The sequence below is a fragment of the Pseudomonas sp. S3_B08 genome, from assembly GCF_054667725.1.
Map to the genome: position 1 here is coordinate 3,587,408 of NZ_CP162750.1, position 22,388 is coordinate 3,609,795.

The window sequence follows — 22,388 nt, forward strand, 5'->3', positions numbered from 1 at the left end:
TATGCTCGCCGTTCGTCGTAACCGCCGGAGCTGCTGACCTCATGTCCCCCATTCGCCTGTTTCTCCCCCTCGCCCTTTCCTTGCTGGCGGCCTGCGCCACGCAACCGAAACACAACGTGACCGTGGAAAAACAAAGCGAATGTCCCGTGCGGCTCAACGTCGGGCAAAACCTGATCATCAGCCTGCCAAGCAACCCGACCACCGGCTACCGCTGGGCGATTCAGGATTCAGCTGGCGGCGTGTTGCGCGCCCTCAGCCCCGAGGTTTACAGCAATCCGGAAGATGCCGGCGTGGTTGGCGCAGCGGGGGTTTCGACCTGGCGCTTCCAGGCCTTCGCAGCAGGCACCGGGCGTTTGCGCCTGACCTCGCAACAACCGTGGGCACCGGAAGTGCTGCCTGTTGAGACCTTCGACTGCGCCATTTCGGTGAACTGACTGCGGGAAACGGCGCTGGCTTCTTCGCGAGCAGGCTCGCTCCCACAGGACACCGCGATCCCCCTGTGGGAGCGAGCCTGCTCGCGAAAGCCATATCCCGGACGGCGAAAATTACACCCGGTTCGGTGCTTTATCAGACAACCCAAGCATCCCCGCGCCAGTTTGGCTAAAATGCCGGCCTTTTCCACCGACACCGCCGGACGCCGCCGTGAGCAAAGAACCCGATCGCCTATTCGCCCAGCCTTTGGCCCAGGTGCCTGACTTCGCCTTCAATGAAGACGTGGTGCGGGTGTTCCCGGACATGATCAAGCGCTCGGTGCCGGGTTACCCGACCATCGTCGAAAACCTCGGCGTGCTCGCGGCGCAGTTCGCCCAGCCGAACAGCGTGCTCTACGACCTCGGCTCGTCGCTCGGCGCAGTGACTCAAGCCCTGCGCCGCCATGTGCGCACCGACGGTTGCCGGGTTATTGCTGTGGATAACTCGGCGGCGATGGTCGAGCGTTGCCGCGAGTATCTCAATGGTCAGGATTCGATGTTTCAGGAACTGCTGCCGGTCGAGGTAATTGAGGGCGATATCCTCGCGCTGCAATTTGAGCCCGCCTCCGTAGTCGCGCTGAACTTCACCCTGCAATTCATCGCCCCGGATCAGCGCACTGAATTGCTCTCGCGCATCCATCAGTCACTGTTGCCCGGCGGCGCGCTGATTCTCTCGGAAAAGCTGCGCTTCAACGATGCCGAAGAACACGCCCTGCTCACCGAACTGCACGTAGCGTTCAAACGCGCCAACGGCTACAGCGAACTGGAAATCGCCCAGAAGCGCAGCGCCATCGAAAACGTCATGAAGCCCGACAGCCTCGAAGAACACCGCGAACGCCTGCTGGCCGCCGGGTTCTCGAAAGTCGTGCCGTGGTTCCAGTGTCTTAACTTTGCCTCGTTGATTGCCTTGCCATGATTGATCTGTCCCCCCTCGCCCGGCGTCTGGCCGGTACTCCGCTGGCCGAATGGGCCAACACCCTGCAAGCGCAACTCGACAAGAAAATGGACAAAGGCCACGGCGATCTGGAGCGCTGGCAAAGTGCGCTGGACGCCTTGCCGAAGATCCAGCCAAGCGAAGTCGACCTGCTCAACGGCCTGAAACTCGACACCGATTGCGACGACGACACCCGCGCGCAGATGCGCACCGCGCTGATGGGCCTGTCGCCGTGGCGCAAAGGGCCGTTCGATCTGTTCGGTGTGCATGTGGACACCGAATGGCGCTCGGACTGGAAGTGGTCGCGGGTCTCCCCGCACCTCGACCTGAAGGGCAAACGCATCCTCGATGTCGGTTGCGGCAACGGCTACTACATGTGGCGCATGCTCGGCGCCGGCGCCGACAGCGTGATCGGGGTCGACCCGAACTGGCTGTTCTTCTGCCAGTTCCAGGCTGTGCAGCGTTACTTGTCCGAGCCGAATGCCTGGCACCTGCCGTTCCCGTTCGAAGACCTGCCGCCGAATCTGGAAGGCTTCGACACGGTGTTTTCCATGGGCGTGTTCTACCACCGTCGCTCGCCGATCGAGCATTTGCTGGCGCTGAAGGATTGCCTGGTCAAGGGCGGCGAACTGGTGCTGGAAACCCTCGTGGTCGAAGGCGACAAGCATCAGGTGCTGGTGCCGGAAGATCGCTACGCGCAGATGCGCAACGTGTGGTTTTTGCCGTCGGTTCCGGCGCTGGAATTGTGGCTGCGGCGGGCGGGTTTCAGCGATATTCGTTGCGTGGATGTCAGCACGACCACGGTTGAGGAACAGCGCGGGACCGAGTGGATGAAGTATCAGTCGCTGAGCGATTTTCTGGATCCCGAGGACCACAGCAAAACCATTGAAGGGCTGCCGGCGCCGATGCGGGCAGTTATCGTCGCCAGGAAGTAAGCGTATTTTCCCATGACCGCGGTGGGCCTCCCCCTCACCCCAGCCCTCTCCCCAGGGAGAGGGAGCTGATTGTTGAGCTTTTCAAAACTTGAGTCCGACTCGGTATTTCAGGTCGGCGGACTTGGTCCATTCAACTCGGTCGGTCCCCTCTCCCTCTGGGAGAGGGTTAGGGTGAGGGGTTTTTAGTGCGTCTGGCGCGGAAAAACTCGGTCAGCACCGCACCACATTCTTCAGCCAACACCCCGCCCTCATACAACACCCGGTGATTCAAAAATCCCTGGGTAAAAAACTGCCCCTGACTCTGCACAATCCCGGCCTTGGGTTCCAGCGCGCCGTACACCACCCGCGCCACCCGCGAATGCACGATCAGCCCGGCGCACATGCTGCAAGGCTCCAGCGTCACATACAGCGTACTGCCCGGCAGGCGATAGTTATCCACTGCCTGCGCAGCGGCGCGGATCGCGACCATTTCGGCGTGGGCACTCGGGTCGCTGGTGCTGATCGGGCAATTGAAGCCGCGACCGATGATCACGCCATCGTGCACCAGCACCGCGCCCACCGGCACCTCACCGAGGGCGGCGCCCTGTGCGGCGAGGGTCAGGGCTTCGCGCATGAAGTCGCGGTCGCGGCTGCGGTCGATGATCGCCGCCGGGCGGATCTGGCGCATCACTTCACCTCGATCGCGGCCATCAGGCCGGTTTCCATGTGGTCGATGACATGGCAGTGGAACATCCACACCCCCGGGTTATCCGCCACCAGCGCCACTTGCGCACGCTCGTTCTTGCCCAGCAGATAGGTGTCGGTGAAATACGGCACGACTTTGTGCCGGTTCGACGCGATCACCTTGAAGCTCATGCCGTGCAGGTGGATCGGGTGCTGGTACTGGGTCATGTTCTTCAATTCGAAAATATAGCTCTGGCCCAGTTTCAGGCTGGCAATCGGTCGGTCAGCACAGGTCTTGTCGGTGATGTCCCAGGCCTTGCCGTTGATCTGCCACAGGCTCGGCGGCTTGCCGTTTTCGGTGTTCACCGAGACCGAGCCGACCCATTCGAAATTGAAGTTGAGTTTCTCGGCATTGGCCAGGTCCGGCTCGGCCACCGGGTTGGCCGGCAGGGCCTTCGGCCAGTCCGTCGGCGCATCGGTGTTGGCGACTGAACGCAGCGTACCCAGACGCACCGGGCCGTTGCGCAGCGACAACTCTTCACCGGCCGCCGGCGCCTTGATCGCCAGGCAAATGCGCATGCCGGGGCCGAGCCAGTATTCCTTGCCCAACGGGCGCGGCTCGACCGGGTTGCCATCCAGCGCGTAGATCTTCGCTTCGACACCGGGGATGTTGATGCGATAGGTCAGGGTGTTGTCGAGATTAAGCAGACGCACCCGAGTGACCTGCCCGGCCGGCAGATCAATCACCGGCAGCGGCACACCATTGATCGTCGACAAGCGCCCGGCGGTACCGCCACGGGCCGCTTCGCGGGGGATGCTGAACTCGACGAACTGGCCTTGCTCGTCGACATGCCAGTTCTTCAGGCTCAGGGTTTTCTCGTACTTGAAACCGGTCGGCTCGCGTTCCTCGATGATCAGCGGCCCGACCAGACCACGTCCGAGTTCTTCGCTGCTGCTGACATGCGGGTGATACCAATAGCTGCCGGCGTCCGGCACGCGGAATTTATAGTCGAAGTATTCGCCCGGCAGCACCGGCAACTGCGATACGTAGGGCACGCCGTCCATTTCCAGCGGCAGACGGATGCCGTGCCAGTGAATGGTAGTCGCCACCGGCAGGTGATTGATGAAGCGCACCCGCAACCATTCACCCTGGCGCACGCGCAACTCGGTGCCCGGCGCCGACGGGCCGAACGCCCAGGCCTCGGTCTTGTGGCCCGGCACCAGTTCGACATCCAGCGGCGCGGCGATCAGTTCATAGTCGTGGCCGGCCTCGGCGTCGGCCATCTTGCCCAACCAGTAACGCGACGCGCCTCCCGCGCCCACGCCAACGACAACAAGACCGGCCAGGCCACCGAGGATTTGGCGACGGGTAAAGGACATGAACTCAACTACCTCACGTATCAGCGACAGACCCCGAGGGATCCGCAAAAGGCGAATACGATACACCCGCAGTTGAGAAACAGTAAGGGCGACCTGCGGCCGCACGTCTTGTCGGCCTTATGCGCGCAGCCCGGTAATCAGGTGCAGCACGCCGCCCTCAAGGCACATGACGCCCGACACACCGGCCATACTCAACGCCTGACGGTCGACCCGTGCCGCGTCGTGCAGCGCCACGCGCACCCGAGTCAGCGCCACCGGTTGCTGCGACTTGAGGTTATCCACACCACCCAGCGCCGCTACGATCTCGGCGCTCAGGCCGGCAACCGGTTCAGCGATGGCTTTCACCTCATCCGGGACCAGATCCGGCGTCAGTGCTTTCCAGAATGCCTGCTGCAATTTGTCGAACATGTTCAATTCTCCATAACCGGCGAGGCATCGACTTTCGCCCCATGAAACTGCTGCAAGGCTGCGCGCACGTCGGCGGCGCTTTCCAGGTTCGAAACCTGTTCGGCGATGATTCGACAGTCGGCCAGATCCACTTCGCGGACCGCCGACTTGATCGCCGGAATCAACGGCACGCTCACCGACAGCTCATCCACACCCAGCCCCAGCAGCAACGGCACCGCAAGGCGTTCAGACGCCATGGCGCCGCAGACGCCGACCCATTTGCCGTGGGCATGCGCAGCCTTCACCGTCATGGCAATCAGGCGCAGTACCGAGGGATGAAAGCTGTCCGCCTGACTGGCCAGACGCGGATGGTCACGATCCATGGCCAGGGTGTATTGGGTGAGGTCGTTGGTACCGATGGAGAAAAAATCCACGTGCGGCGCCAGCACATCGGCCATCAGCGCAGCGGCAGGCACTTCGATCATGATTCCCAGCTTTGGCAGGTGCGCCAGGCCCAGCACCCGCGCTTCTTGCTCGAGAATCTGCCGCGCCAGACGCAGTTCGGCCAAATTCGTGACCATCGGCAACATGATGTGCAGACGCGTCAGTTCACAGCAGGCGAGGATTGCACGGAACTGCTCGCGCAACAGTTGCGGTCGCTCAAGGCACAGACGAATACCACGCAAACCGAGGAAAGGATTGGTTTCGCTGTCCATCGGCACATAAGCCAGCGGCTTGTCACCACCGACATCGAGGGTGCGCACCACCAGATTGTGTGCCGGCCCGATGGTGCGGGCGATGGCGCTGTAAGTGGCCACCTGTTCGTCATGGCTCGGCGCCTGTTGACGGCCCAGGTAGAGAAATTCCGAACGCAGCAGCCCCACGCCACTCGCGCCCAGCTCCATGGCCTGGGCGGTTTCGCCCTGCGAGGCAACGTTGGCGGTGACTTCGATGTGCTGACCGTCACGGGTGCAGGCCGCCTCGCTGGCCTGCGCCAGCTCCTGCTGATGACGCTGCCGCTGGCGCTCATGCCGCGTGCGCAATTGGTCAATGGACTCGGCGTCCGGGTGCAACTGCAATTCGCCTTTGTCGGCATCGAGCAGCACCCGCGTGCCGTTGCCGAGCCCGAGCATTTGCGCCGGCATGCCGCAGATCGCCGGTAAACCGCAGGCTCGCGCGAGGATCGCGACATGGCTGGTGGCGCCACCGCCGACGGTGGCAAACCCGAGCACCTTGCGCGTATCGAGCCCGGCGGTCTGGGACGGGGTCAGCTGATCGGCGATCAGAATGGTGTCGTCCGGCAACTCCAGCGCTTGCTCGTGAACACCGAGGATCAGCTTCAGCACGCGCTGGCCGACATCATCCAGATCCGCCGCGCGCTCGGCCAGCAAGGCATTGCCCAGCGAGCGAAACATCGCCGCCGTTGCGTCGGTGCTGGTCTTCCAGGCAAACGCCGCGCTGTTGCCCGCGTCGATCAGCGCCCGGGCCTGATCCAGCAGGCTCGGGTCGGCCAGCAGTTCCTGATGCGCCTTGAAGATCTCCGCCTGCGCTAGGCCGCTGGCGGTGTCGCGCAGATGTTGCAGGGCCATGTCGGCTTCGATCAGGGCTTGGCTCAACGCCTCCAGTTCAACTGGCGGCTCGGCGCCGAACTCGTTGACCATGAGCGACGCTTCGACAATCTGCATGACTTGCCCCAACGCCGAACCGGGCGAGGCGCAGACACCGCGCAGGATGTTCGGCATTTCCGCTGCATCGGCTTCGACCGGCGCGGGCGCTGTGACCGCTTCACCGCAGCCTTCGCCCAGCAAGCGTGTCAGCGCCGCGACCGCTGCCTCGGCATCTCCACCTTCGGCGCTGACCTGCACGCTGTCGCCATGGGCCGTCTGCAACGCCATGATCGCCACCAGGGATTTGCCGTTGGCTTGCGCGTGCAGCTTGTGCAGATGGATGGTCGCTGAAAATGCTTTGGCCGCTTGGGCAAATACTGCCGCCGGCCGCGCGTGCAGGCCATTGGGATTGGGCAGATGGATCGGCTGCGAGAACACCGCGTCGCCCGGCACCGGCGCTGGATGTTCGCCGACGGCTGCGCCGACCACGACGTCCAGCACTGGCTGGCCCACCTCGACCAACCCGGTTGAGCCAACGAGTGAATCGAACGGCTCGCCGCTGACCACCAGCATCAAGGTCAACAAACTGCGCGCGTGCAGGGCAATGTAGTCAGCGTCGAAGTCGATCAGCGCCTGCCCTGCTTCGACCCGCTGCCCCGCTTCAACGCGGCGGGTGAATCCTTCGCCGGCAAGATTCACCGTGTCCAGGCCGATGTGCATCAACACTTGAACACCCGCATCACTGGTGATGGTGAGCGCGTGCCCGCTGGCTTGCACATCGCTGACCACACCGGCCAACGGTGCGCAGAACGTTGACGAAGTCGGATCGATGCACAAACCGTCGCCGATGATCCGCCCGGCAAACACCGGGTCGGGCACCTGGTCCAGCGCCATCAGCACGCCGGATAAAGGAGCCAGCAGCTGCAATTGTTGGGGTGTGGCCATGACATCACCTGAGCTTGTATTGATTGAATGAGCGGTCGCAGCCGCTTTGCTTATTTCCACCAGTATTCAACCTGCAGCCCGACATTGGCCCCGTGCCGTGCGTTGCCGAACGCGCCGGTGTCGGACAGCGCCGAACCTTTGGCCAACAGGTTGGCGGCACGCTTGGCTGCCTGGTTCCAGCTGGCATAGGTGTAATACAGACGCACCTCGGGCCGCGCCCAGAATTCCGGGCCTTTCGGTGACCAGGTCGGTGCAAAGGTGAACTTGCTCAGCTTGCGCGTGCCGTCCGCCGCCTCGACCTGATCGTGCCCCAGTTCGGTCACCAGTTTGAACTGCTCGCTCAGCGCATAGGCCGGGCGCACACCGAGTGACAGCCAGTTCTGATCGGCGCCGCCCTGACGAATATCTTTCTGATACACCGCCTGGAATTGTCCGCCAAAACGTGGCGTCAGTTGCCAGTCGAAGAACTCGACGATCCGATAACTCTTGTTGCGGTCATCGAGCCTGACGTTACCGGTATAGCCCAATCCGGTGCCCGGCCCTTCACCGTATTGCAGCGCCAGTTTGTTCTTGCCGCCGAGGAAGTCCTGCTGCACGTGCTGAGTGGTAATCGCCCAGCCACGGTGGGCGTCGCGACTGTCGGGCTTGTCGATGTAACTCAGGCCGAACTCAAGTTCACCGCCCGGGTTACTGTTGAAACCGCCGACGTTGAAGTCGTGGCGGTTGATGTAATCCTTTTGGTAAAGGTTGTCCTTGCGTGAAAAGGCGTAGCTGTATTTCAGGCCACCGAGCAACACGTCTTCAATGCCTGCACCGGTGGCGCTCTGGTTCCAGTAATAGAAATCGGAAATATGGATGTCGTTACGTTTGTAGTAGCGCCGACCGGCCCACAGCGAGCCGCCATTGAGCGCAGGCATCGCCGACCATTGCGCGTAAGCCTGGGGCAGGCGAATCGAGCCGTTGTCTTCCTTGAACGTCAGGCTGCGGTCGTAGCGGTTGTACAGCGATGCCATGCCGTCGACGCTCAGCACCGAGCCGTCTTCGAGGGTGTACAGATCCTGGCGCAGCTCGAGCTCGCCGTACTGCTCGCACTCGTTACCGAGGCGATATTTGGTCTGCGCGCCGGGCAACTGGAAACACGACTGGCTGCTGCTGTTGACCGAAGTACCGACACCGCTGCGCAGATAGCCGCCGAACTCCAGCGCCTGTGAGGACGTGGGCACTGCCAGAAAAATCCCCGCGACTGCCAGACTGTAATTTATGGTTGCTCTCATATATGCCACCCGTTGTTTTTATTGTGTGGTTGCAGGAATTCAGCGCGCACAAATCCCCCGCGCAGCGTTCTGCGTGTTTTTTCAAAGGTTGTTATTCAGTTAAAAAATCAGGGGTCGGTCAGGTGCAGCACGAAGGATTCGTAAGGTCGCAACTGCAGCAAACTCGTGCGTTGCGGGCAGTCCGGGTAGTTGCTGATCAGCAGGCGCTGCTCCTGGGCTTCGTCGATCAGCGCCGGTAGCTCGACCTCACAGGCAGTGCCATAGAAGTTGTTCACCACTAACAAGCGTTCTCCCGTCCCCTCGCGCAGGTACGCCCAGACCTGTGGATGCTCCGGCAACAACTGCCGATAGATGCCATCGGAGATCAACGCTTCAGTGCGGCGCAAAGCGATCAGGCGCCGATAGTGATGCAGCACCGATTCCGCGTCGTGCAGTTGATGCGCGACGTTGATCTGTGCGGCATTGGCCGGCACACCGATCCATGGTTCGCTGCGAGTGAAGCCGGCGTTGTGCCCGGCGTGCCAGTGCATCGGCGTGCGCCCGTTGTCGCGGGACTTCTGCATGATCGCCGCCATGTTGTCGAGGTCGCTTGCCCCGGCTTCACGCTTGAGGCGAAAGATATTCAGGGTCTCGACGTCACGGTATTGCTCGATGCTCTCGAACCCCGGATTGGTCATTCCCAATTCTTCGCCCTGATAAACGAAGGGCGTGCCCTGCAGAAAGTGCAGCGCAGTGCCGAGCATCTTCGCCGACAGCTCGCGGTACTCGCCGTCATTGCCAAACCGCGAGACCACGCGTGGCTGATCGTGGTTACACCAGAACAGCGCATTCCAGCCGCCACCCGCCTGCATGCCGGTCTGCCAGTCGGAGAGAATCTGCTTGAGCTGGAGGAAATCGAAATCGGCGCGCACCCACTTCTGCAGATTCGGGTAATCGACCTTCAGGTGATGAAAGTTGAAGGTCATCGACAGTTCTTTCGACTGCGGGTTGGAGTAACGAATGCAATGTTCGAGGCGGGTCGAAGACATTTCCCCGACATTGATCAGCTCATGCCCTTCGAAGACTTCGCGGTGCATCTGCTGCAAGTAGGTGTGCACGTTCGGCCCGTCGGTGTAGAAGCGCCGACCATCGCTGTCGTCCTCGGGGAAGTCCGCCGGTTTCGAGATCAGGTTGATCACGTCCAGACGAAAACCACCCACACCCTTGTCGCGCCAGAAGCGCATCATCTTGAACACTTCGTCGCGGACCTTGGGGTTGTCCCAATTGAGGTCGGCCTGGGTGTGGTCGAACAGGTGCAGATAATACTGGCCGGTCTGCGCTTCGTACTCCCAGGCCGAACCGCCGAACTTGGATTCCCAGTTGTTCGGCTGGTCGCGCCAGATATAGAAGTCGCGGTAAGGGTTGTCGAGGCTGCTGCGCGCCTGCTGGAACCAGACGTGCTCGATCGAGGTGTGGTTGACCACGATGTCGAGCATCAGCTTGATCCCGCGTTTGCCCGCTTCGGCGATCAGCAGTTCACAGTCGGCCATGCTGCCGTAGCTCGGATCGACCGCGTAGTAGTCGCTGATGTCGTAGCCGTTGTCGCGCTGCGGCGAACGCAGGAACGGCGTGATCCACAGGTAATCGACCCCCAGCCATTGCAGGTAATCGAGCTTGGCGACGATGCCGAGCAGATCGCCGGTGGCGTTGCCGGCATGGCTGTGAAAGCTCTTCGGGTAGATCTGGTAGATCACCGAACGTTGCCAGTCTTGCATGGCGGATTTCCCTCTTGAATTTTACGATCTCTGTAGGAGCTGCCGGAGGCTGCGATCTTTCGATTTTGAAAGGCAAGATCAAAAGATCGCAGCCTCCGGCAGCTCCTACAGTTCAATTTCAGGCAACCCGGTAACCCGGGCGGACGATCTTCATGCTCAGCACGCAGGTCAGGGCAAACGGCACGAGCATGGCAATCAGCATCCCGATGACGAACATCGGGATGAACTGCGGAATGATCGAGATGAAACCGGGCAGGCCACCGACGCCGATGGCCGAGGCCTGGATCTTGTTCAGCGAGAGGAACATGCAACCCAGCGCCGAACCGGCCAGCGCGGCGTAGAACGGAAACTTGTAGCGCAGATTGACGCCGAACATCGCCGGCTCGGTGATGCCGAAATACGCAGAAATCGCCGAGGTCGAGGCCATGCTCTTGTCCCGCGCATTGCGCGTCATCCAGAACACCGCCAGGGCCGCACTGCCCTGCGCCAGATTGGACATGACGATCATCGGCCAGATGAAGGTGCCGCCCTGGCTCGAGATCAATTGCAGATCCACGGCGAGGAACATGTGGTGCATGCCGGTGATTACCAGCGGCGCATACAGCAAACCGAAAATCAGACCTCCCACCAACGGCGCCAGATCGAACAGCATCACCAGCCCTTCGGTGATGTAGATGCCGATATGCCGGGTCACCGGGCCGATGATCGCCAGCGCCAGCACGCCAGTGACAACGATGGTGGTGATCGGCACCACAAGTAATTGCACGGCGTTGGGCACTCGCGCGCGCAGCCATTTTTCGATGACGCTCATCACGTACGCCGCCAGCAGGATCGGCAGGATCTGCCCCTGGTAGCCGACCTTTTCCACCTGGAACAGGCCGAGGATGTCGAAGTACGGCAGTTGCTGCCCATCCAGCCCGGCCACGGCCTTGCCGTAATTCCAGGCGTTGAGCAGGTCCGGGTGTACCAGCATCAGACCGAGGACAATGCCGAGAATTTCGCTGCCGCCGAAACGCTTGGCCGCCGACCAGCCGACCAGCGCCGGCAGGAACACGAACGAGGTGTTGGCCATCAGATTGATCAGGCTCCACAACCCGTCGAGGTTGGGATAGGCATCCAGCAGGGTCTGGCCCTCGATGAACATGCCCTTGGCACCGAGCAGGTTGTTGATGCCCATCAACAGGCCGGCAATGATCAGCGCCGGCAGGATCGGCATGAACACATCGGAAAACACCCGCACCAGCCGCTGCATGGCGTTTATCTTCTCGGCGCTTTTCTGTTTAACGTCGGCGATGGTCGATGCCGCAAGACCTGTCTGCTGGCGCAGTTCGGCATAAACCTTTTCCACATCACCCGGGCCGATGACCACTTGATACAACCCGCCGGTGAAGAACGAACCCTTGACCAGATCGACGCCATTGAGCGCGGCCACATTCACCAGCGCGGGGTTCTTCAGCGCCAGGCGCAAACGCGTGACGCAATGCGCCGCCTGCTCGATGTTGTCGCGGCCACCGAGGCTTTCCAGCAGCTCCTTGGCGATGTTCGGGTAGTCATGGCTCATGCTTGTTCTTCCGTCGTGGATTGTTGTTATTGGCAGCACGCCGAGAGGAAAAATACTCGTCTGTACGAGTTAATGCAACAACTCGTCTGTACGAGTTTGCGTCCGTGGATGAACATCAGAAAAATGCGGATTCTTCCTACTCTGACCTAAGATGTTTTCCTTCGTCCGCATGGACAAACCCCTACCCTGCCCTTAAGGTTCGGGGTTTTGAGCACCGTCGGCACAGAGTCCAGCCATGAGCAAATACAACCAGATCTACAGCGATTTGCTTGCCAGCATCACCACGCAGCGCCTGGAGCGCGGCGCCCGGCTGCCTTCCGAAACCGAGCTGATGGACACCTATCAGGCCAGCCGTGGCACGGTACGCAAGGCCATCGACCAGTTGCAGGAACGCGGTTTCGCTCAGAAGATTCACGGCAAAGGCGCGTTCGTGCTGGCGACCAACCCGATCGAATTCCAGCTCGGCGGCATCGTCAGTTTCCAGGAGACCCACCCGCGACTGGGCAACGACGTCAGCACCGAAGTGGTCGAGATGTGTCAGGTGCCGCTGGAAGGTGCGCTGCTCGAACACATCAATGCCGAGCCCGGCAGCCCGATCACCCGGATCAAACGGGTGCGGCGCATCGACGGCAAACGCGTCATCCTCGACATCAACCACTTCGTCAGCGAGGTGATTCCCGACCTGTCTGCAGACATCGCCGAACATTCGATCTACGCCCACATCGAACAGACCCTGCAACTGCAGATCGCCTACGCCCAGCGCACCATCGAAGCCATGCCGTGCAGCAAGGACGACCACCACCATCTGGACCTCGACGGCCAGAGCCATGTCATCGTGGTCAGCAACCAGACCTTCCTGCAGGACGGCCGCCAGTTCGAGTACACCGAATCGCGGCATACGCTGGACAAGTTCTATTTTTCCGATGTGGCGCGGCGCTGACGTTCGCCAACAGGCGAGCCCATTTCAAAATATGTGATTGGCTGACAAGCCGCGATGACCTCCGATAGTATGCCGCCGTGGCTATGGAACACCTTCCTTCTATCCTCCATGAACTAGGGGTTCCGCTCTCCACACCGCGCCTGCTTATTGCAGGCGTTTTCGTATCGATTGCACAGGTGAGCATCAGCTCACTGGAAACGGCGACCAAGGAAGAAATCATGATCAATCAGGAGCTGTTCCTGCGGCGCCGTACAAAACTTCACGTCCCTGCCGGCTCTGGCGGAGCCACGCGCGCGCAGGTCGCATCAGCGGTCAAAGAAGTCGCGGCGTTTCGATATGTACTCTCTGAACCGCTGATCGAGCGAATCGGCATGCTCTCTGCGGTAGAACTCAAGAACTGGCTGCGTGAAGTCATTCGAGTCCTGCGCCGTCTCAGCGGTGCTCATGTACATCACCGACCGTTTTATCCTGACTTCCCCAATCAAGTCCTCGAAGCGACAGAGGCGGAGTTGTATCTCAACGCCGTCATTCACTACCACACACTTCGGCGCCTGCCACCCAGCGAACAGGTTCGGCCAGCCATGCTTGAAGGCAACTTCATCCATTGGGTCATCGAACCGGGAAGTGTCAGCGAGTTCGAGGCATTGCTCGAGCCGCTGGTCTCATCGCGCACCTCGCTGTCCGAAGAGGAAGCTGCGGATGTCAGCTGGTTTATCCGAACGTACAAAAGCGGTGTGTTCCGTCTACTGCCCGAGACCGTTCCGTTTCGCGAGATTCGCGCGCTCGTTGGCGGCGCGCTAATCCTGCATATCGGCGACGATGCACAGGTTGAGGCTTTCCTTGAGCAAAATGTCGAAACGGCGACGGACGTGCTGCGCGTGGCGATCGCACTGCATGGTGGAGACGTGTCGCTGGCGACAGCGTTGACGCGCTTTAGCAAAATGAAACGTTCGATGCGTCGCAAGCTGTTGCGCCTGCTCGACCGCATGCCCAACGCTACCGAGGATGTGATGCGCCAGGCCGAACGCTGGAAACGTCTGGCCGAAGTCCTGCATCCAGGCGATTACGCTGAGAAGTATCCGCGAGCATTTGCGGCCATCACCGCAGCGCGACGCAATGATCCGCCGGCCTCGTTCGGGTCGCGTGTCGAAACCATGCTTGCCCAACGCCAGATCGCCGCGCTTACGTCGGTGCTGCAGGATCGTCCCGGAGAATTCGCGCGCCGTCTGGACGTGATGTTACGGCGTGCCACAGAACCGGACGCGGTGCTCGACGCCTTTGCGGCTGTCGCGGCGCAAGTGTCCTCACCTGTGCTGCTGCAATTACTGGCCCAGGTAAATGCCCCGCGCCCCCTGCCCTTGCGAGCGTTCACACCTAAAGGAGCGCTGGCGAAAGTCTTCGGCACTGCTGATCGTCGAGAGTCGATCGCACCGCAGGTATTGGCACGTGCCGCACAGATTTGCGAGAACGCCCTGATCGCACGTTTCGCGTCGCTGCCACCGCTGGGCCGCTGCTTTGTCGATCCGGCATTGCGCGAATACCGGGTGCCATTGGCACAGCGCGCCGCAGCGAAGTCACTGCGAACACTTGTACGCGGCAGTCGCTTGCCAATGCCCGATACGCGATTCATTCGCCTATTCCTGTGGTGGAAGAACGGTCGTGACCGCACGGACATCGACTTGTCCGCCGCCTTCTTCGACAGCGACTTCGTCTTCAAGGAAGCGGTCGCCTATTACAACCTCAAAGGTTATGGCGGTTACCACAGCGGCGACATCGTCGACGCGCCTAATGGCGCTTCCGAGTTCATCGACCTCGACCTTGATGCTCTCGTCAAAAAGGGCGTCCGCTATGTCGTCACGTCCCTCAACTCATTTACCTGGCAGCCATATTGTGACCTTCCTGAATGCTTCGCGGGCTGGATGGCCCGCGCCGATACGGCATCTGGCGAAGTGTTCGAGCCGCGCACCGTAGTCGACCGCATCGATATCGCCTCCGACACGAGTATCTGCCTGCCATTCGTGATGGACCTGGTGGAACGTCGCATGATCTGGGCCGATCTGGGGCTGACTTCATCGCCCCGCTGGAACAACGTCGACAACAACCTCAGCGGAGTTTCGTTGATGCTGCGCGCCCTGGTGCATACACCAAGGCCGGACCTGCACACGCTTTTCGATTTACACGTGCGAGCACGAGGCGAACGAGTGGCCTCTGCAGAGCAGGCGCAGAGGGTGTTCGCACCTGAACAAGGGCTGACTCCGTTCGATACGGATCTTATTCGGTCTGAATATCTTTGATATCTGCGAAGGCATTGGCTCACTTTCAAAAGGACAACACGCGATAACCGAGTAACACCCTCCCCTTGAGCGCATGGGCCATCTTCTGCCTTTGTGTCTCAAGGATGAACACCCGAATGACCACTGCCGAACGTCGTCTGCTGCCAAACGCAGCGGACAAAACCGCCCTCAAAGCCATCGCCACTACCATTGTGCAGAACTGCCCAAGCCTGCTGGATGAGGCCCGGCTAGTCGCGATCGAACTGCTGACCGCCAAGGGCCTATCTGGCCTTGATCCCGACCAGGTTTATTTCCATCGTTTCAAAACGGCGCAAAGCAGCACGCTGACCTTTACCGGTTGGGAGCACTTGCTGGAAAAGCCTTATGAAACGCTCACCCTCACGCAACTGGTCGTCCATCGATTTCGCGCCACCGACCAAGACAACGCAGATTTGCTGGGCCTTTACTGCGGCTTCTACTCGGATGGCCCGGGCGCGGAGAATTTCAATCAGAGCAACGAAGTGCGACTGCTTGGCAGCGATGTGCTGAAGGCATTCTGGGCCGTTGATTTCAGCACGCGTTACAGCGGTCAATTGACCAAATTCTGGCAAACCTCGTCGGACGATTTCCGCGCCATGGCCAAGTGCAATTTTCTCAGTCAGGCGGTGCAGGCACTGCAACAGGGGGACGTTGACGGCAATGATTTTCAACGCATCGTCACCTCGCTGATCGGCCCCGTAAGCTGGCCGGTAACCCTGCAAATGCTCCGATCGACGTACCCGGTCGGCGCGCAAGTGCGCACGCTGGATCTGGACGGTCACGTCGCCACCAACGTGCTGCGTCTGGTCGAAGACAGTGGCCGGCAGACCCTTTACCTGCCGGGACAGGCCCAGGCCTTTCGGCTGATGGACACTGCCGCGGATCTGCACTGGTGGTTGCTTGAGCAGATGAATTCAGAGCAGAAACGCTCTTTGTTTCTCAAGCACTTCTCGCTGGCTGACAGCAATCACATCACCGAGAACCTCACTGATCTGATGAACCGTTTGGTGAGCACCTGGGGCCACAGCGATCATCGAATGATCAACCGCAGCAACGTTGCGATCAGCGGTGACGCCTTCACGTGGTTAAGCGAGTCGACCCGCACGGGCATGGTTGCCGAGGCGCATCTGGTGCTCACGTCCAACAGTGACCTGCGCAAGAAACTCTGGACCGGCTATCTGAGCGCCGGGCTGAAAGTGTTCGGCCCGATGGCGGCCGTGGGCTGGCCTGCAGCTTTGCCGTTGATTGGGGCGGGCGTCGTCAACACGGGGCTGAACATCGATCAGGCGATCAACGGCATTACGGCGACCGAGCGTAGAGCCGGGGTTATCGGTGCGGTGCTCAGCGCGATCGAAACCGTATTCAATATTCCGTTCCTGATTGGCACTGGCGCGCAGTTGGAAGTTGGGCCACAGGTCGAGTATGCCGAGGCTGAAGAGATGCGCGGGCTGATCGAACTTACTTCGGCTGACTCACGGTTATTGCCGCCTCTGGATCCCCCGCCCGTCAGGTCGTCCAACGAAACTGCCAGCGAATTGGCAAACGAAATCCCCGGCGAATCGACATTCGTCGACGTCACTGAGCCATTGATTACGCCTGCTCCGCGGCAAGGTTCGACTTTTGCGCAAGTACCGGCCAGCTATCGATGCAACGAGTTACTTGCGCAACACGCTGTAGAGGCGACGCCGGGGAAATACGAAGGCATCTACCGCCTCGACAAAGAACCCGGTCATGCCATCGAAATGGATGGCGCCGCCTATTACGTGCGCTACTTCGCCGACTCGCAGGACAGTGGCAACTGGGCAATCATCAATCCCGAGCGTCCCAATCAGTTCGCTTACTCGTTGCCGGTCCGCCTGGGAAGCGCCGGCAAGTGGGAGCGCATGCCAGCGCTGCGGCTGCGCGGAGGCGGTCAATGCGTGGGCAAGGCATGTTTGCCGGAGACTGATGTGAGCTCAACCGAGGCAACACCGTCGGTCGACCTGCCACGCGTCGAACCGCTTCCAGGCGTTCCGTGTCCGCTACGCCCGGTTACGAAGCTCAAGGGTATCTCAGAGACGGAAATACCCGGGATGAGAAGATGGGCAATGAACTTGCCCAACGCCTCCGCCGAGACCACAAGCGCCGGGCGCCGCTATCTGCTGGCGACCGACCGCTACGTGGCCCATTTCGGCGAACAACGCACGGCTCTGCTGAACGACGCCGAAGCATTCTACCGGGAGTTGAAATGGATCAACCTGCCCCAGCGCCCGGTCATTCCGCCCGTCAGTCCGCAGATGGAGATCAATGAGTTGATTGATCTCATCTTTGCCAGTACCGATGGACTGGCCGTCGGTGAAACCCTCGATCGCATCGCCAGCACGCGCTTCGTGATCGAGAACATGCCAACGTTCGCGCGGCATATCAAAACGCTCTACGTGCGTGGGTTGCTGAGTGATTTCGCCCAGGATGACCTCAACCATTTCTACCTGTCGGGTGACATGTCAGAAGACCTCAGTACCTATTTGTCCAGCCTGGGCACTGACCCTGAGAACCGGTTCAACATGCTCGAATTGATCCGGGCTGCCCAAGCCAATGGCGTCCGGGTTCATGGACTGGATGCAGTAGAAACCTGCACGCTGAAAGTCCCGCTCACGTCGATCGAAGAGCAGATGATCAAGGCGCGCCTCGCAACGCAGATCATGGAGCGTGACAAGCTGCTCAACAGACCCGGCAAGTGGGTGGCTCTGGTCGATGCCACGAATACCAATACCTTCAGAGATCTGGCAGGCATAAGCGAACTCCGGGGCGGCATCGGTTTGCGCATCGAAGAAGTCTGGCCCGACGAGGTGGCCGACCTCAGGATCGACCCGGGAGTGGAAGTCGCTCGCGGCCCGTTTTACAACGGGGCGACGACAAACAGCGCCTTCGACCCTCTGTTCGCTGACCTGCGATTGCAGGTCAATGCCCCCGTGCCGCCATGGAATGATGCAACGCTGGAAAAGCTTCTGCCTCGCAATGGCATGTTCGTGATACGGAAAACAGAACCAAGCACATACACACTCGTGCGGCGCAACAGCGCCAGCAACATCGTGCAAACAAGAGTGCATTGCACCGCAGATGGCCGGTTTTATATCTGGGACCAGTCGATGCGCCGCATCACCGGCATGGTCTTCCGCGACATCGCCGCAGTGGCCGAGCGCCTGATCGAGCTCGGCATGACCCTGCAAAGTCGTTTACCCGCCTGATCTGTTATCAGGGCTCTGAAACGAAAAAACCCTTGGCTTCACGCCAAGGGTTTTTCGTTATTCGAACCGCAGCAGGATCATTCCCACTCAATCGTCGCCGGCGGCTTGCTCGACACGTCGTAAGTGACGCGGGAGATGCCTTCGATTTCGTTGATGATGCGGCCGGAAACGGTTTCCAGCAGTTCGTAAGGCAGGTGTGCCCAACGCGCGGTCATGAAGTCGATGGTTTCCACGGCACGCAGGGCCACGACCCAGGCGTAACGACGGCCGTCCCCGACCACGCCGACCGATTTGACTGGCTGGAATACTACGAACGCCTGGCTGACCTTGTGGTACCAATCGGCCTTGCGCAGTTCTTCGATGAAGATGTGGTCGGCGCGACGCAGCAGGTCGGCGTATTCCTTTTTCACTTCACCGAGGATGCGCACACCCAGGCCCGGGCCTGGGAACGGGTGACGGTAGACCATGTCGTACGGCAGGCCCAGTTCCAGGCCCAGACGACGCACTTCATCCTTGAACAGTTCGCGCAGTGGCTCGACCAGTTTCAGGTTCATCTCTTCCGGCAGGCCGCCCACGTTGTGGTGCGACTTGATCACGTGGGCCTTGCCGCTTTTCGCGCCAGCCGACTCGATCACGTCCGGGTAGATGGTGCCCTGAGCCAGGTACTTGATGTTGTCCAGCTTGCAGGATTCGGCATCGAACACGTCGATGAAGGTACGGCCGATGATCTTGCGCTTCTTTTCCGGGTCGGCTTCGCCGGCCAGGTTGTTGAGGAACTGCTCCTCAGCGTTGGCGCGGATCACCTTGACGCCCATGTTCTCGGCGAACATGGCCATCACTTGCTCGCCTTCGTGCAGACGCAGCAAGCCGTTGTCGACGAAAACGCAGGTCAGCTGATCGCCGATGGCCTTGTGCAACAGCGCGGCAACCACCGAGGAGTCAACGCCGCCGGACAGACCCAGCAGCACGTTGTCGGTGCCGACCTGGGCGCGGATGTTGGCGATGGCGTCTTCAGCGATCTTCGACGGCGTCCACAGGGCTTCACAGCCGCAGATGTCGAGGACGAAGCGCGACAGGATGCGCCCGCCCTGCTTGGTGTGGGTCACTTCCGGGTGGAACTGCACGCCATAGTAAGCGCGGTCGTCGTTGAACATACCGGCGATCGGGCAGCTCGGGGTGCTGGCGAGGATGTGGAAGTCTTCCGGCATCTTCGTGACTTTGTCACCGTGGCTCATCCACACGTCGAGGCCGAACAGGCCGTCGGCATCGATGTGGTCTTCGATGCCGTCGAGCAGGCGGCTCTTGCCGACCACGTCGACGCGGGCGTAACCGAACTCACGCAGTTCGGAACCTTCAACCTTGCCGCCCAGTTGCTCGGCCATGGTCTGCATGCCGTAGCAGATGCCGAACACCGGAACGCCGAGGTCGAACACCGCCTGCGGGCAGCGCGGGCTGTTGGCTTCGTGCACGGACTCGGGGCCGCCGGCGAGGATGACGCCTTTAGGGGCGAATTCGCGGATCGCATCTTCGTCCATGTCGAACGGGTGCAGTTCGCAGTACACGCCGATCTCGCGCACGCGGCGGGCAATCAGCTGGGTGTATTGCGAACCGAAGTCGAGGATCAGGATGCGGTGAGCGTGAATGTCGAGGGCCATGACTCATTCTCATGTAGTGAATCAGAAACAACTCGGGGCTGAATGAACAGCCCCGGTGATTTAACGTTTTGCTGGAAGCCTCAACCTACGCGGTAGTTTGGCGCTTCCTTGGTGATCTGCACGTCGTGAACGTGGGACTCGGCCATGCCGGCACCGGTGATCCGCACGAACTCGGGTTTGGTACGCATTTCTTCGATGTTGGCGCTGCCGGTGTAACCCATCGAGGAACGCAGACCGCCCATCAACTGGTGAATGATCGCGCTCAGGGTGCCTTTGTACGGCACACGGCCTTCGATGCCTTCCGGAACCAGTTTCTCGGCGCCTGCCGAGGAGTCCTGGAAGTAACGGTCGGACGAACCTTGAGCCTGGGACATGGCGCCCAGCGAACCCATGCCGCGATAAGCCTTGTACGAACGGCCCTGGAACAGTTCGATCTCGCCCGGGGCCTCTTCGGTACCGGCGAACATCGAGCCCATCATCACGCAGGACGCACCGGCCACGATGGCCTTGGACAGGTCACCGGAGAAACGGATACCGCCGTCGGCGATCAACGGTACGCCAGTGCCTTCAAGGGCAGCGGCGACGTTGGCGATGGCACTGATTTGCGGTACGCCGACACCGGCGACGATACGGGTGGTGCAGATCGAGCCGGGGCCGATACCGACCTTGACTGCGTCGGCGCCCGCTTCGGCCAGGGCCTTGGCAGCAGCGCCGGTGGCGATGTTGCCGCCGATCACCTGCACTTCAGGGAAGTTCTCTTTGACCCAGCGTACGCGGTCGATCACGCCTTTGGAGTGACCGTGTGCGGTGTCGACCACCACCACGTCCACGCCGGCATTGACCAGTGCAGTCACGCGATCACCGGTGTCTTTACCGGTGCCGACCGCAGCGCCAACGCGCAGACGACCTTGATCGTCCTTGCTGGCCAGCGGGTAGGCTTTGGCTTTTTCGATGTCGTTGACGGTCATCATGCCTTTGAGGGCGAATTTGTCGTCGACGATCAGCACGCGCTCGATGCGGTGCTTGTGCAGCAGTTCACGGACGTCGTTCTTGTCGGCGCCTTCCTTGACCGTGACCAGACGCTCTTTAGGCGTCATCACTTCGCGGACAGTGGCTTCCAGACGGTTTTCGAAACGTACGTCGCGGGAGGTGACGATGCCGACCAGGTCGCCATCGTGCAGGACCGGAACGCCGGAGATATTGTGCAGACGGGTCAGTTCGAACAGATCACGCACCGTGGCATCGGCCTCGATGGTGATGGGATCCTTGACCACACCGGCTTCGAACTTCTTGACCTTGCGCACTTCGGCAGCTTGCTGCTCGATGGTCATGTTCTTGTGGATAATGCCGATGCCACCTTCCTGAGCCATGGCGATTGCCAGACGGGCTTCAGTAACGGTGTCCATGGCGGCAGAAACCAGAGGAATATTCAGTTCGATGCCACGGGTAAGACGGGTCTTGAGACTGACTTCGTTGGGAAGTACCTCGGAATAACCGGGCACTAGGAGAATGTCGTCGAATGTCAGAGCTTCTTGGCTGATACGCAGCATCGCGGGGGCTCCCGAGCGGGAAAATGGAAGCGCGCCATTATAGTCAGACACCCCCTGCTGTTCAATGTAAAACTCAGCCTAATTGATAGATGGAAAAGCCCGGCCCTACAGCTCCACCTTGACCCAAGAGACAGGTTGATCGAGCCAATCGGCGAACTCGTCGATAAAGCTCTGCTTGAACCCCGCCTCCAGCCAATTGTTGAAAATGAAGCCGAGGTTGGAAAACGCGCATTCCTGCAGAAACAGGAAGCCGTTGATGTCGTCCTCATGCCCGCATTCGGGGCAGGTGAAATTGTCGGTGCGGCCTGGAAACCAGTCTTCAAGACTCTCGAACAGCGCCTCGCCCACTTCGCGGCGACATTCGGCGCAACCGGCCTCTTCGAGAAAGCCTTTGGCCGGGGTGTAGATGCAGCGTTTGGTGACGATCTCCAGGCCATTGACCGGCTCGCCGAACGGCAGCGCTTGCGGGTGCAGCACCACGGCGCGAGCACCATCAGCGATGGCGTGGGCCATACGGTTGCCGGTGCGGCCGCAGGTAGTCAGCTGTTCTTCGATGATGTTCTTGCGCACCAGCCAGCGCACGATCGCCCGCGCCCGGGGCTCGTGCACCGGCAGGGTGGAGATTTTCGGGACGATAATGCTTTGCGAGTTCATGGTGGAGCCTGCTGCCAGTATTTAAGATTTCCAATGTGGGAGCGAGCCTGCTCGCGAAAGCGCAGTGTCAGGCTGCATTTTTGTTGCTGACCCACCGCATTCGCGAGCAGGCTCGCTCCCACAAGGAACTGCGGCCGGCA

The 22,388-nt window shown here is 60.6% G+C and carries 16 protein-coding genes; 6 read left to right on the forward strand and 10 right to left on the reverse strand.

The window, feature by feature from the left end; translation table 11 throughout:
- Window positions 1-41 precede the first annotated feature (41 nt).
- The 3 genes from AB4N73_RS16140 (at window position 42) to cmoB (ending at window position 2,339) form a co-directional block, all read left to right on the forward strand.
- A complete protein-coding gene (locus AB4N73_RS16140; protein ID WP_056790115.1) occupies window positions 42-434 on the forward strand; it encodes a protease inhibitor I42 family protein in 393 nt (130 codons plus the stop codon).
- Between the two features lie 208 nt (window positions 435-642).
- Entirely contained in the window at window positions 643-1,386 is a 744-nt protein-coding gene (cmoA, locus tag AB4N73_RS16145; RefSeq protein ID WP_460142305.1) for a carboxy-S-adenosyl-L-methionine synthase CmoA, read from the forward strand.
- The gene (gene cmoB / locus AB4N73_RS16150) at window positions 1,383-2,339 is read left to right on the forward strand and encodes a tRNA 5-methoxyuridine(34)/uridine 5-oxyacetic acid(34) synthase CmoB (RefSeq protein ID WP_095181720.1); all 957 of its coding nucleotides are present in this window, start codon (window positions 1,383-1,385) and stop codon (window positions 2,337-2,339) included. Before cmoA ends, cmoB begins: the two co-directional genes overlap by 4 nt.
- A gap of 166 nt (window positions 2,340-2,505) precedes the next feature.
- Here the strand turns inward: cmoB and tadA are convergent, their stop codons facing one another.
- The 7 genes from tadA to treP all read right to left on the reverse strand — a co-directional run bounded on the left by tadA (window position 2,506) and on the right by treP (window position 11,910).
- Complete coding sequence (gene tadA, locus AB4N73_RS16155; protein ID WP_460142306.1) at window positions 2,506-3,006, reverse strand: tRNA adenosine(34) deaminase TadA; 501 nt, start codon at window positions 3,004-3,006, stop codon at window positions 2,506-2,508.
- Window positions 3,006-4,382: a multicopper oxidase family protein gene (locus AB4N73_RS16160; RefSeq protein ID WP_041479914.1), complete on the reverse strand. Its 1,377-nt coding sequence runs from the start codon at window positions 4,380-4,382 to the stop codon at window positions 3,006-3,008. The genes tadA and AB4N73_RS16160 overlap by 1 nt, the downstream gene beginning before the upstream one ends.
- Before the next feature lie 117 nt (window positions 4,383-4,499).
- Window positions 4,500-4,790 (reverse strand): PTS transporter subunit EIIB, encoded by a 291-nt coding sequence (locus tag AB4N73_RS16165; protein WP_252886754.1) that lies wholly within the window; start codon window positions 4,788-4,790, stop codon window positions 4,500-4,502.
- A 2-nt stretch (window positions 4,791-4,792) separates the two neighbouring features.
- On the reverse strand, window positions 4,793-7,321 hold the full coding sequence (ptsP, locus tag AB4N73_RS16170) for a phosphoenolpyruvate--protein phosphotransferase (protein ID WP_460142307.1): 2,529 nt from the start codon (window positions 7,319-7,321) through the stop codon (window positions 4,793-4,795).
- A 50-nt stretch (window positions 7,322-7,371) separates the two neighbouring features.
- Window positions 7,372-8,595, reverse strand: coding sequence for a carbohydrate porin (locus AB4N73_RS16175; RefSeq protein WP_460142308.1), 1,224 nt, complete (start codon window positions 8,593-8,595; stop codon window positions 7,372-7,374).
- A 107-nt stretch (window positions 8,596-8,702) separates the two neighbouring features.
- Window positions 8,703-10,349: an alpha,alpha-phosphotrehalase gene (treC, locus tag AB4N73_RS16180; protein WP_252868230.1), complete on the reverse strand. Its 1,647-nt coding sequence runs from the start codon at window positions 10,347-10,349 to the stop codon at window positions 8,703-8,705.
- Window positions 10,350-10,467: 118 nt separating this feature from the next.
- A complete protein-coding gene (gene treP / locus AB4N73_RS16185; protein WP_041479919.1) occupies window positions 10,468-11,910 on the reverse strand; it encodes a PTS system trehalose-specific EIIBC component in 1,443 nt (480 codons plus the stop codon).
- 235 nt (window positions 11,911-12,145) lie between these two features.
- On the opposite strand from treP, the gene treR reads away from it, so the two are divergent.
- The 3 genes from treR to AB4N73_RS16200 all read left to right on the forward strand — a co-directional run bounded on the left by treR (window position 12,146) and on the right by AB4N73_RS16200 (window position 18,389).
- Window positions 12,146-12,850: a trehalose operon repressor gene (treR, locus tag AB4N73_RS16190; RefSeq protein WP_310218213.1), complete on the forward strand. Its 705-nt coding sequence runs from the start codon at window positions 12,146-12,148 to the stop codon at window positions 12,848-12,850.
- Between the two features lie 83 nt (window positions 12,851-12,933).
- Window positions 12,934-15,144, forward strand: coding sequence for a TerD family protein (locus AB4N73_RS16195; RefSeq protein WP_310218427.1), 2,211 nt, complete (start codon window positions 12,934-12,936; stop codon window positions 15,142-15,144).
- A gap of 116 nt (window positions 15,145-15,260) precedes the next feature.
- A complete protein-coding gene (locus AB4N73_RS16200) occupies window positions 15,261-18,389 on the forward strand; it encodes a membrane-targeted effector domain-containing toxin (RefSeq protein ID WP_460142309.1) in 3,129 nt (1,042 codons plus the stop codon).
- 77 nt (window positions 18,390-18,466) lie between these two features.
- Here the strand turns inward: AB4N73_RS16200 and guaA are convergent, their stop codons facing one another.
- From guaA to AB4N73_RS16215, 3 genes are all read right to left on the reverse strand, one after another.
- Window positions 18,467-20,044 (reverse strand): glutamine-hydrolyzing GMP synthase, encoded by a 1,578-nt coding sequence (gene guaA, locus AB4N73_RS16205; protein ID WP_016773344.1) that lies wholly within the window; start codon window positions 20,042-20,044, stop codon window positions 18,467-18,469.
- A gap of 80 nt (window positions 20,045-20,124) precedes the next feature.
- The gene (gene guaB, locus AB4N73_RS16210) at window positions 20,125-21,594 is read right to left on the reverse strand and encodes an IMP dehydrogenase (RefSeq protein WP_016773343.1); all 1,470 of its coding nucleotides are present in this window, start codon (window positions 21,592-21,594) and stop codon (window positions 20,125-20,127) included.
- Window positions 21,595-21,699: 105 nt separating this feature from the next.
- Window positions 21,700-22,248, reverse strand: coding sequence for a sugar ABC transporter ATPase (locus tag AB4N73_RS16215; RefSeq protein WP_041479923.1), 549 nt, complete (start codon window positions 22,246-22,248; stop codon window positions 21,700-21,702).
- Between the last annotated feature and the right edge of the window lie 140 nt (window positions 22,249-22,388).

What these genes read in the sequence shown, in the direction of transcription:
- AB4N73_RS16140 (WP_056790115.1), top strand. Translation starts at nt 42, where the DNA reads ATGTCCCCCATTCGCCTGTTTCTCCCCCTCGCCCTTTCCTTGCTGGCG.
- cmoB (WP_095181720.1), top strand. Translation starts at nt 1,383, where the DNA reads ATGATTGATCTGTCCCCCCTCGCCCGGCGTCTGGCCGGTACTCCGCTG.
- tadA (WP_460142306.1), bottom strand. Translation starts at nt 3,006, where the DNA reads ATGCGCCAGATCCGCCCGGCGGCGATCATCGACCGCAGCCGCGACCGC.
- AB4N73_RS16160 (WP_041479914.1), bottom strand. Translation starts at nt 4,382, where the DNA reads ATGTCCTTTACCCGTCGCCAAATCCTCGGTGGCCTGGCCGGTCTTGTT.
- AB4N73_RS16165 (WP_252886754.1), bottom strand. Translation starts at nt 4,790, where the DNA reads ATGTTCGACAAATTGCAGCAGGCATTCTGGAAAGCACTGACGCCGGAT.
- ptsP (WP_460142307.1), bottom strand. Translation starts at nt 7,321, where the DNA reads ATGGCCACACCCCAACAATTGCAGCTGCTGGCTCCTTTATCCGGCGTG.
- AB4N73_RS16175 (WP_460142308.1), bottom strand. Translation starts at nt 8,595, where the DNA reads ATGAGAGCAACCATAAATTACAGTCTGGCAGTCGCGGGGATTTTTCTG.
- treC (WP_252868230.1), bottom strand. Translation starts at nt 10,349, where the DNA reads ATGCAAGACTGGCAACGTTCGGTGATCTACCAGATCTACCCGAAGAGC.
- treP (WP_041479919.1), bottom strand. Translation starts at nt 11,910, where the DNA reads ATGAGCCATGACTACCCGAACATCGCCAAGGAGCTGCTGGAAAGCCTC.
- treR (WP_310218213.1), top strand. Translation starts at nt 12,146, where the DNA reads ATGAGCAAATACAACCAGATCTACAGCGATTTGCTTGCCAGCATCACC.
- AB4N73_RS16195 (WP_310218427.1), top strand. Translation starts at nt 12,934, where the DNA reads ATGGAACACCTTCCTTCTATCCTCCATGAACTAGGGGTTCCGCTCTCC.
- AB4N73_RS16200 (WP_460142309.1), top strand. Translation starts at nt 15,261, where the DNA reads ATGACCACTGCCGAACGTCGTCTGCTGCCAAACGCAGCGGACAAAACC.
- guaA (WP_016773344.1), bottom strand. Translation starts at nt 20,044, where the DNA reads ATGGCCCTCGACATTCACGCTCACCGCATCCTGATCCTCGACTTCGGT.
- guaB (WP_016773343.1), bottom strand. Translation starts at nt 21,594, where the DNA reads ATGCTGCGTATCAGCCAAGAAGCTCTGACATTCGACGACATTCTCCTA.
- AB4N73_RS16215 (WP_041479923.1), bottom strand. Translation starts at nt 22,248, where the DNA reads ATGAACTCGCAAAGCATTATCGTCCCGAAAATCTCCACCCTGCCGGTG.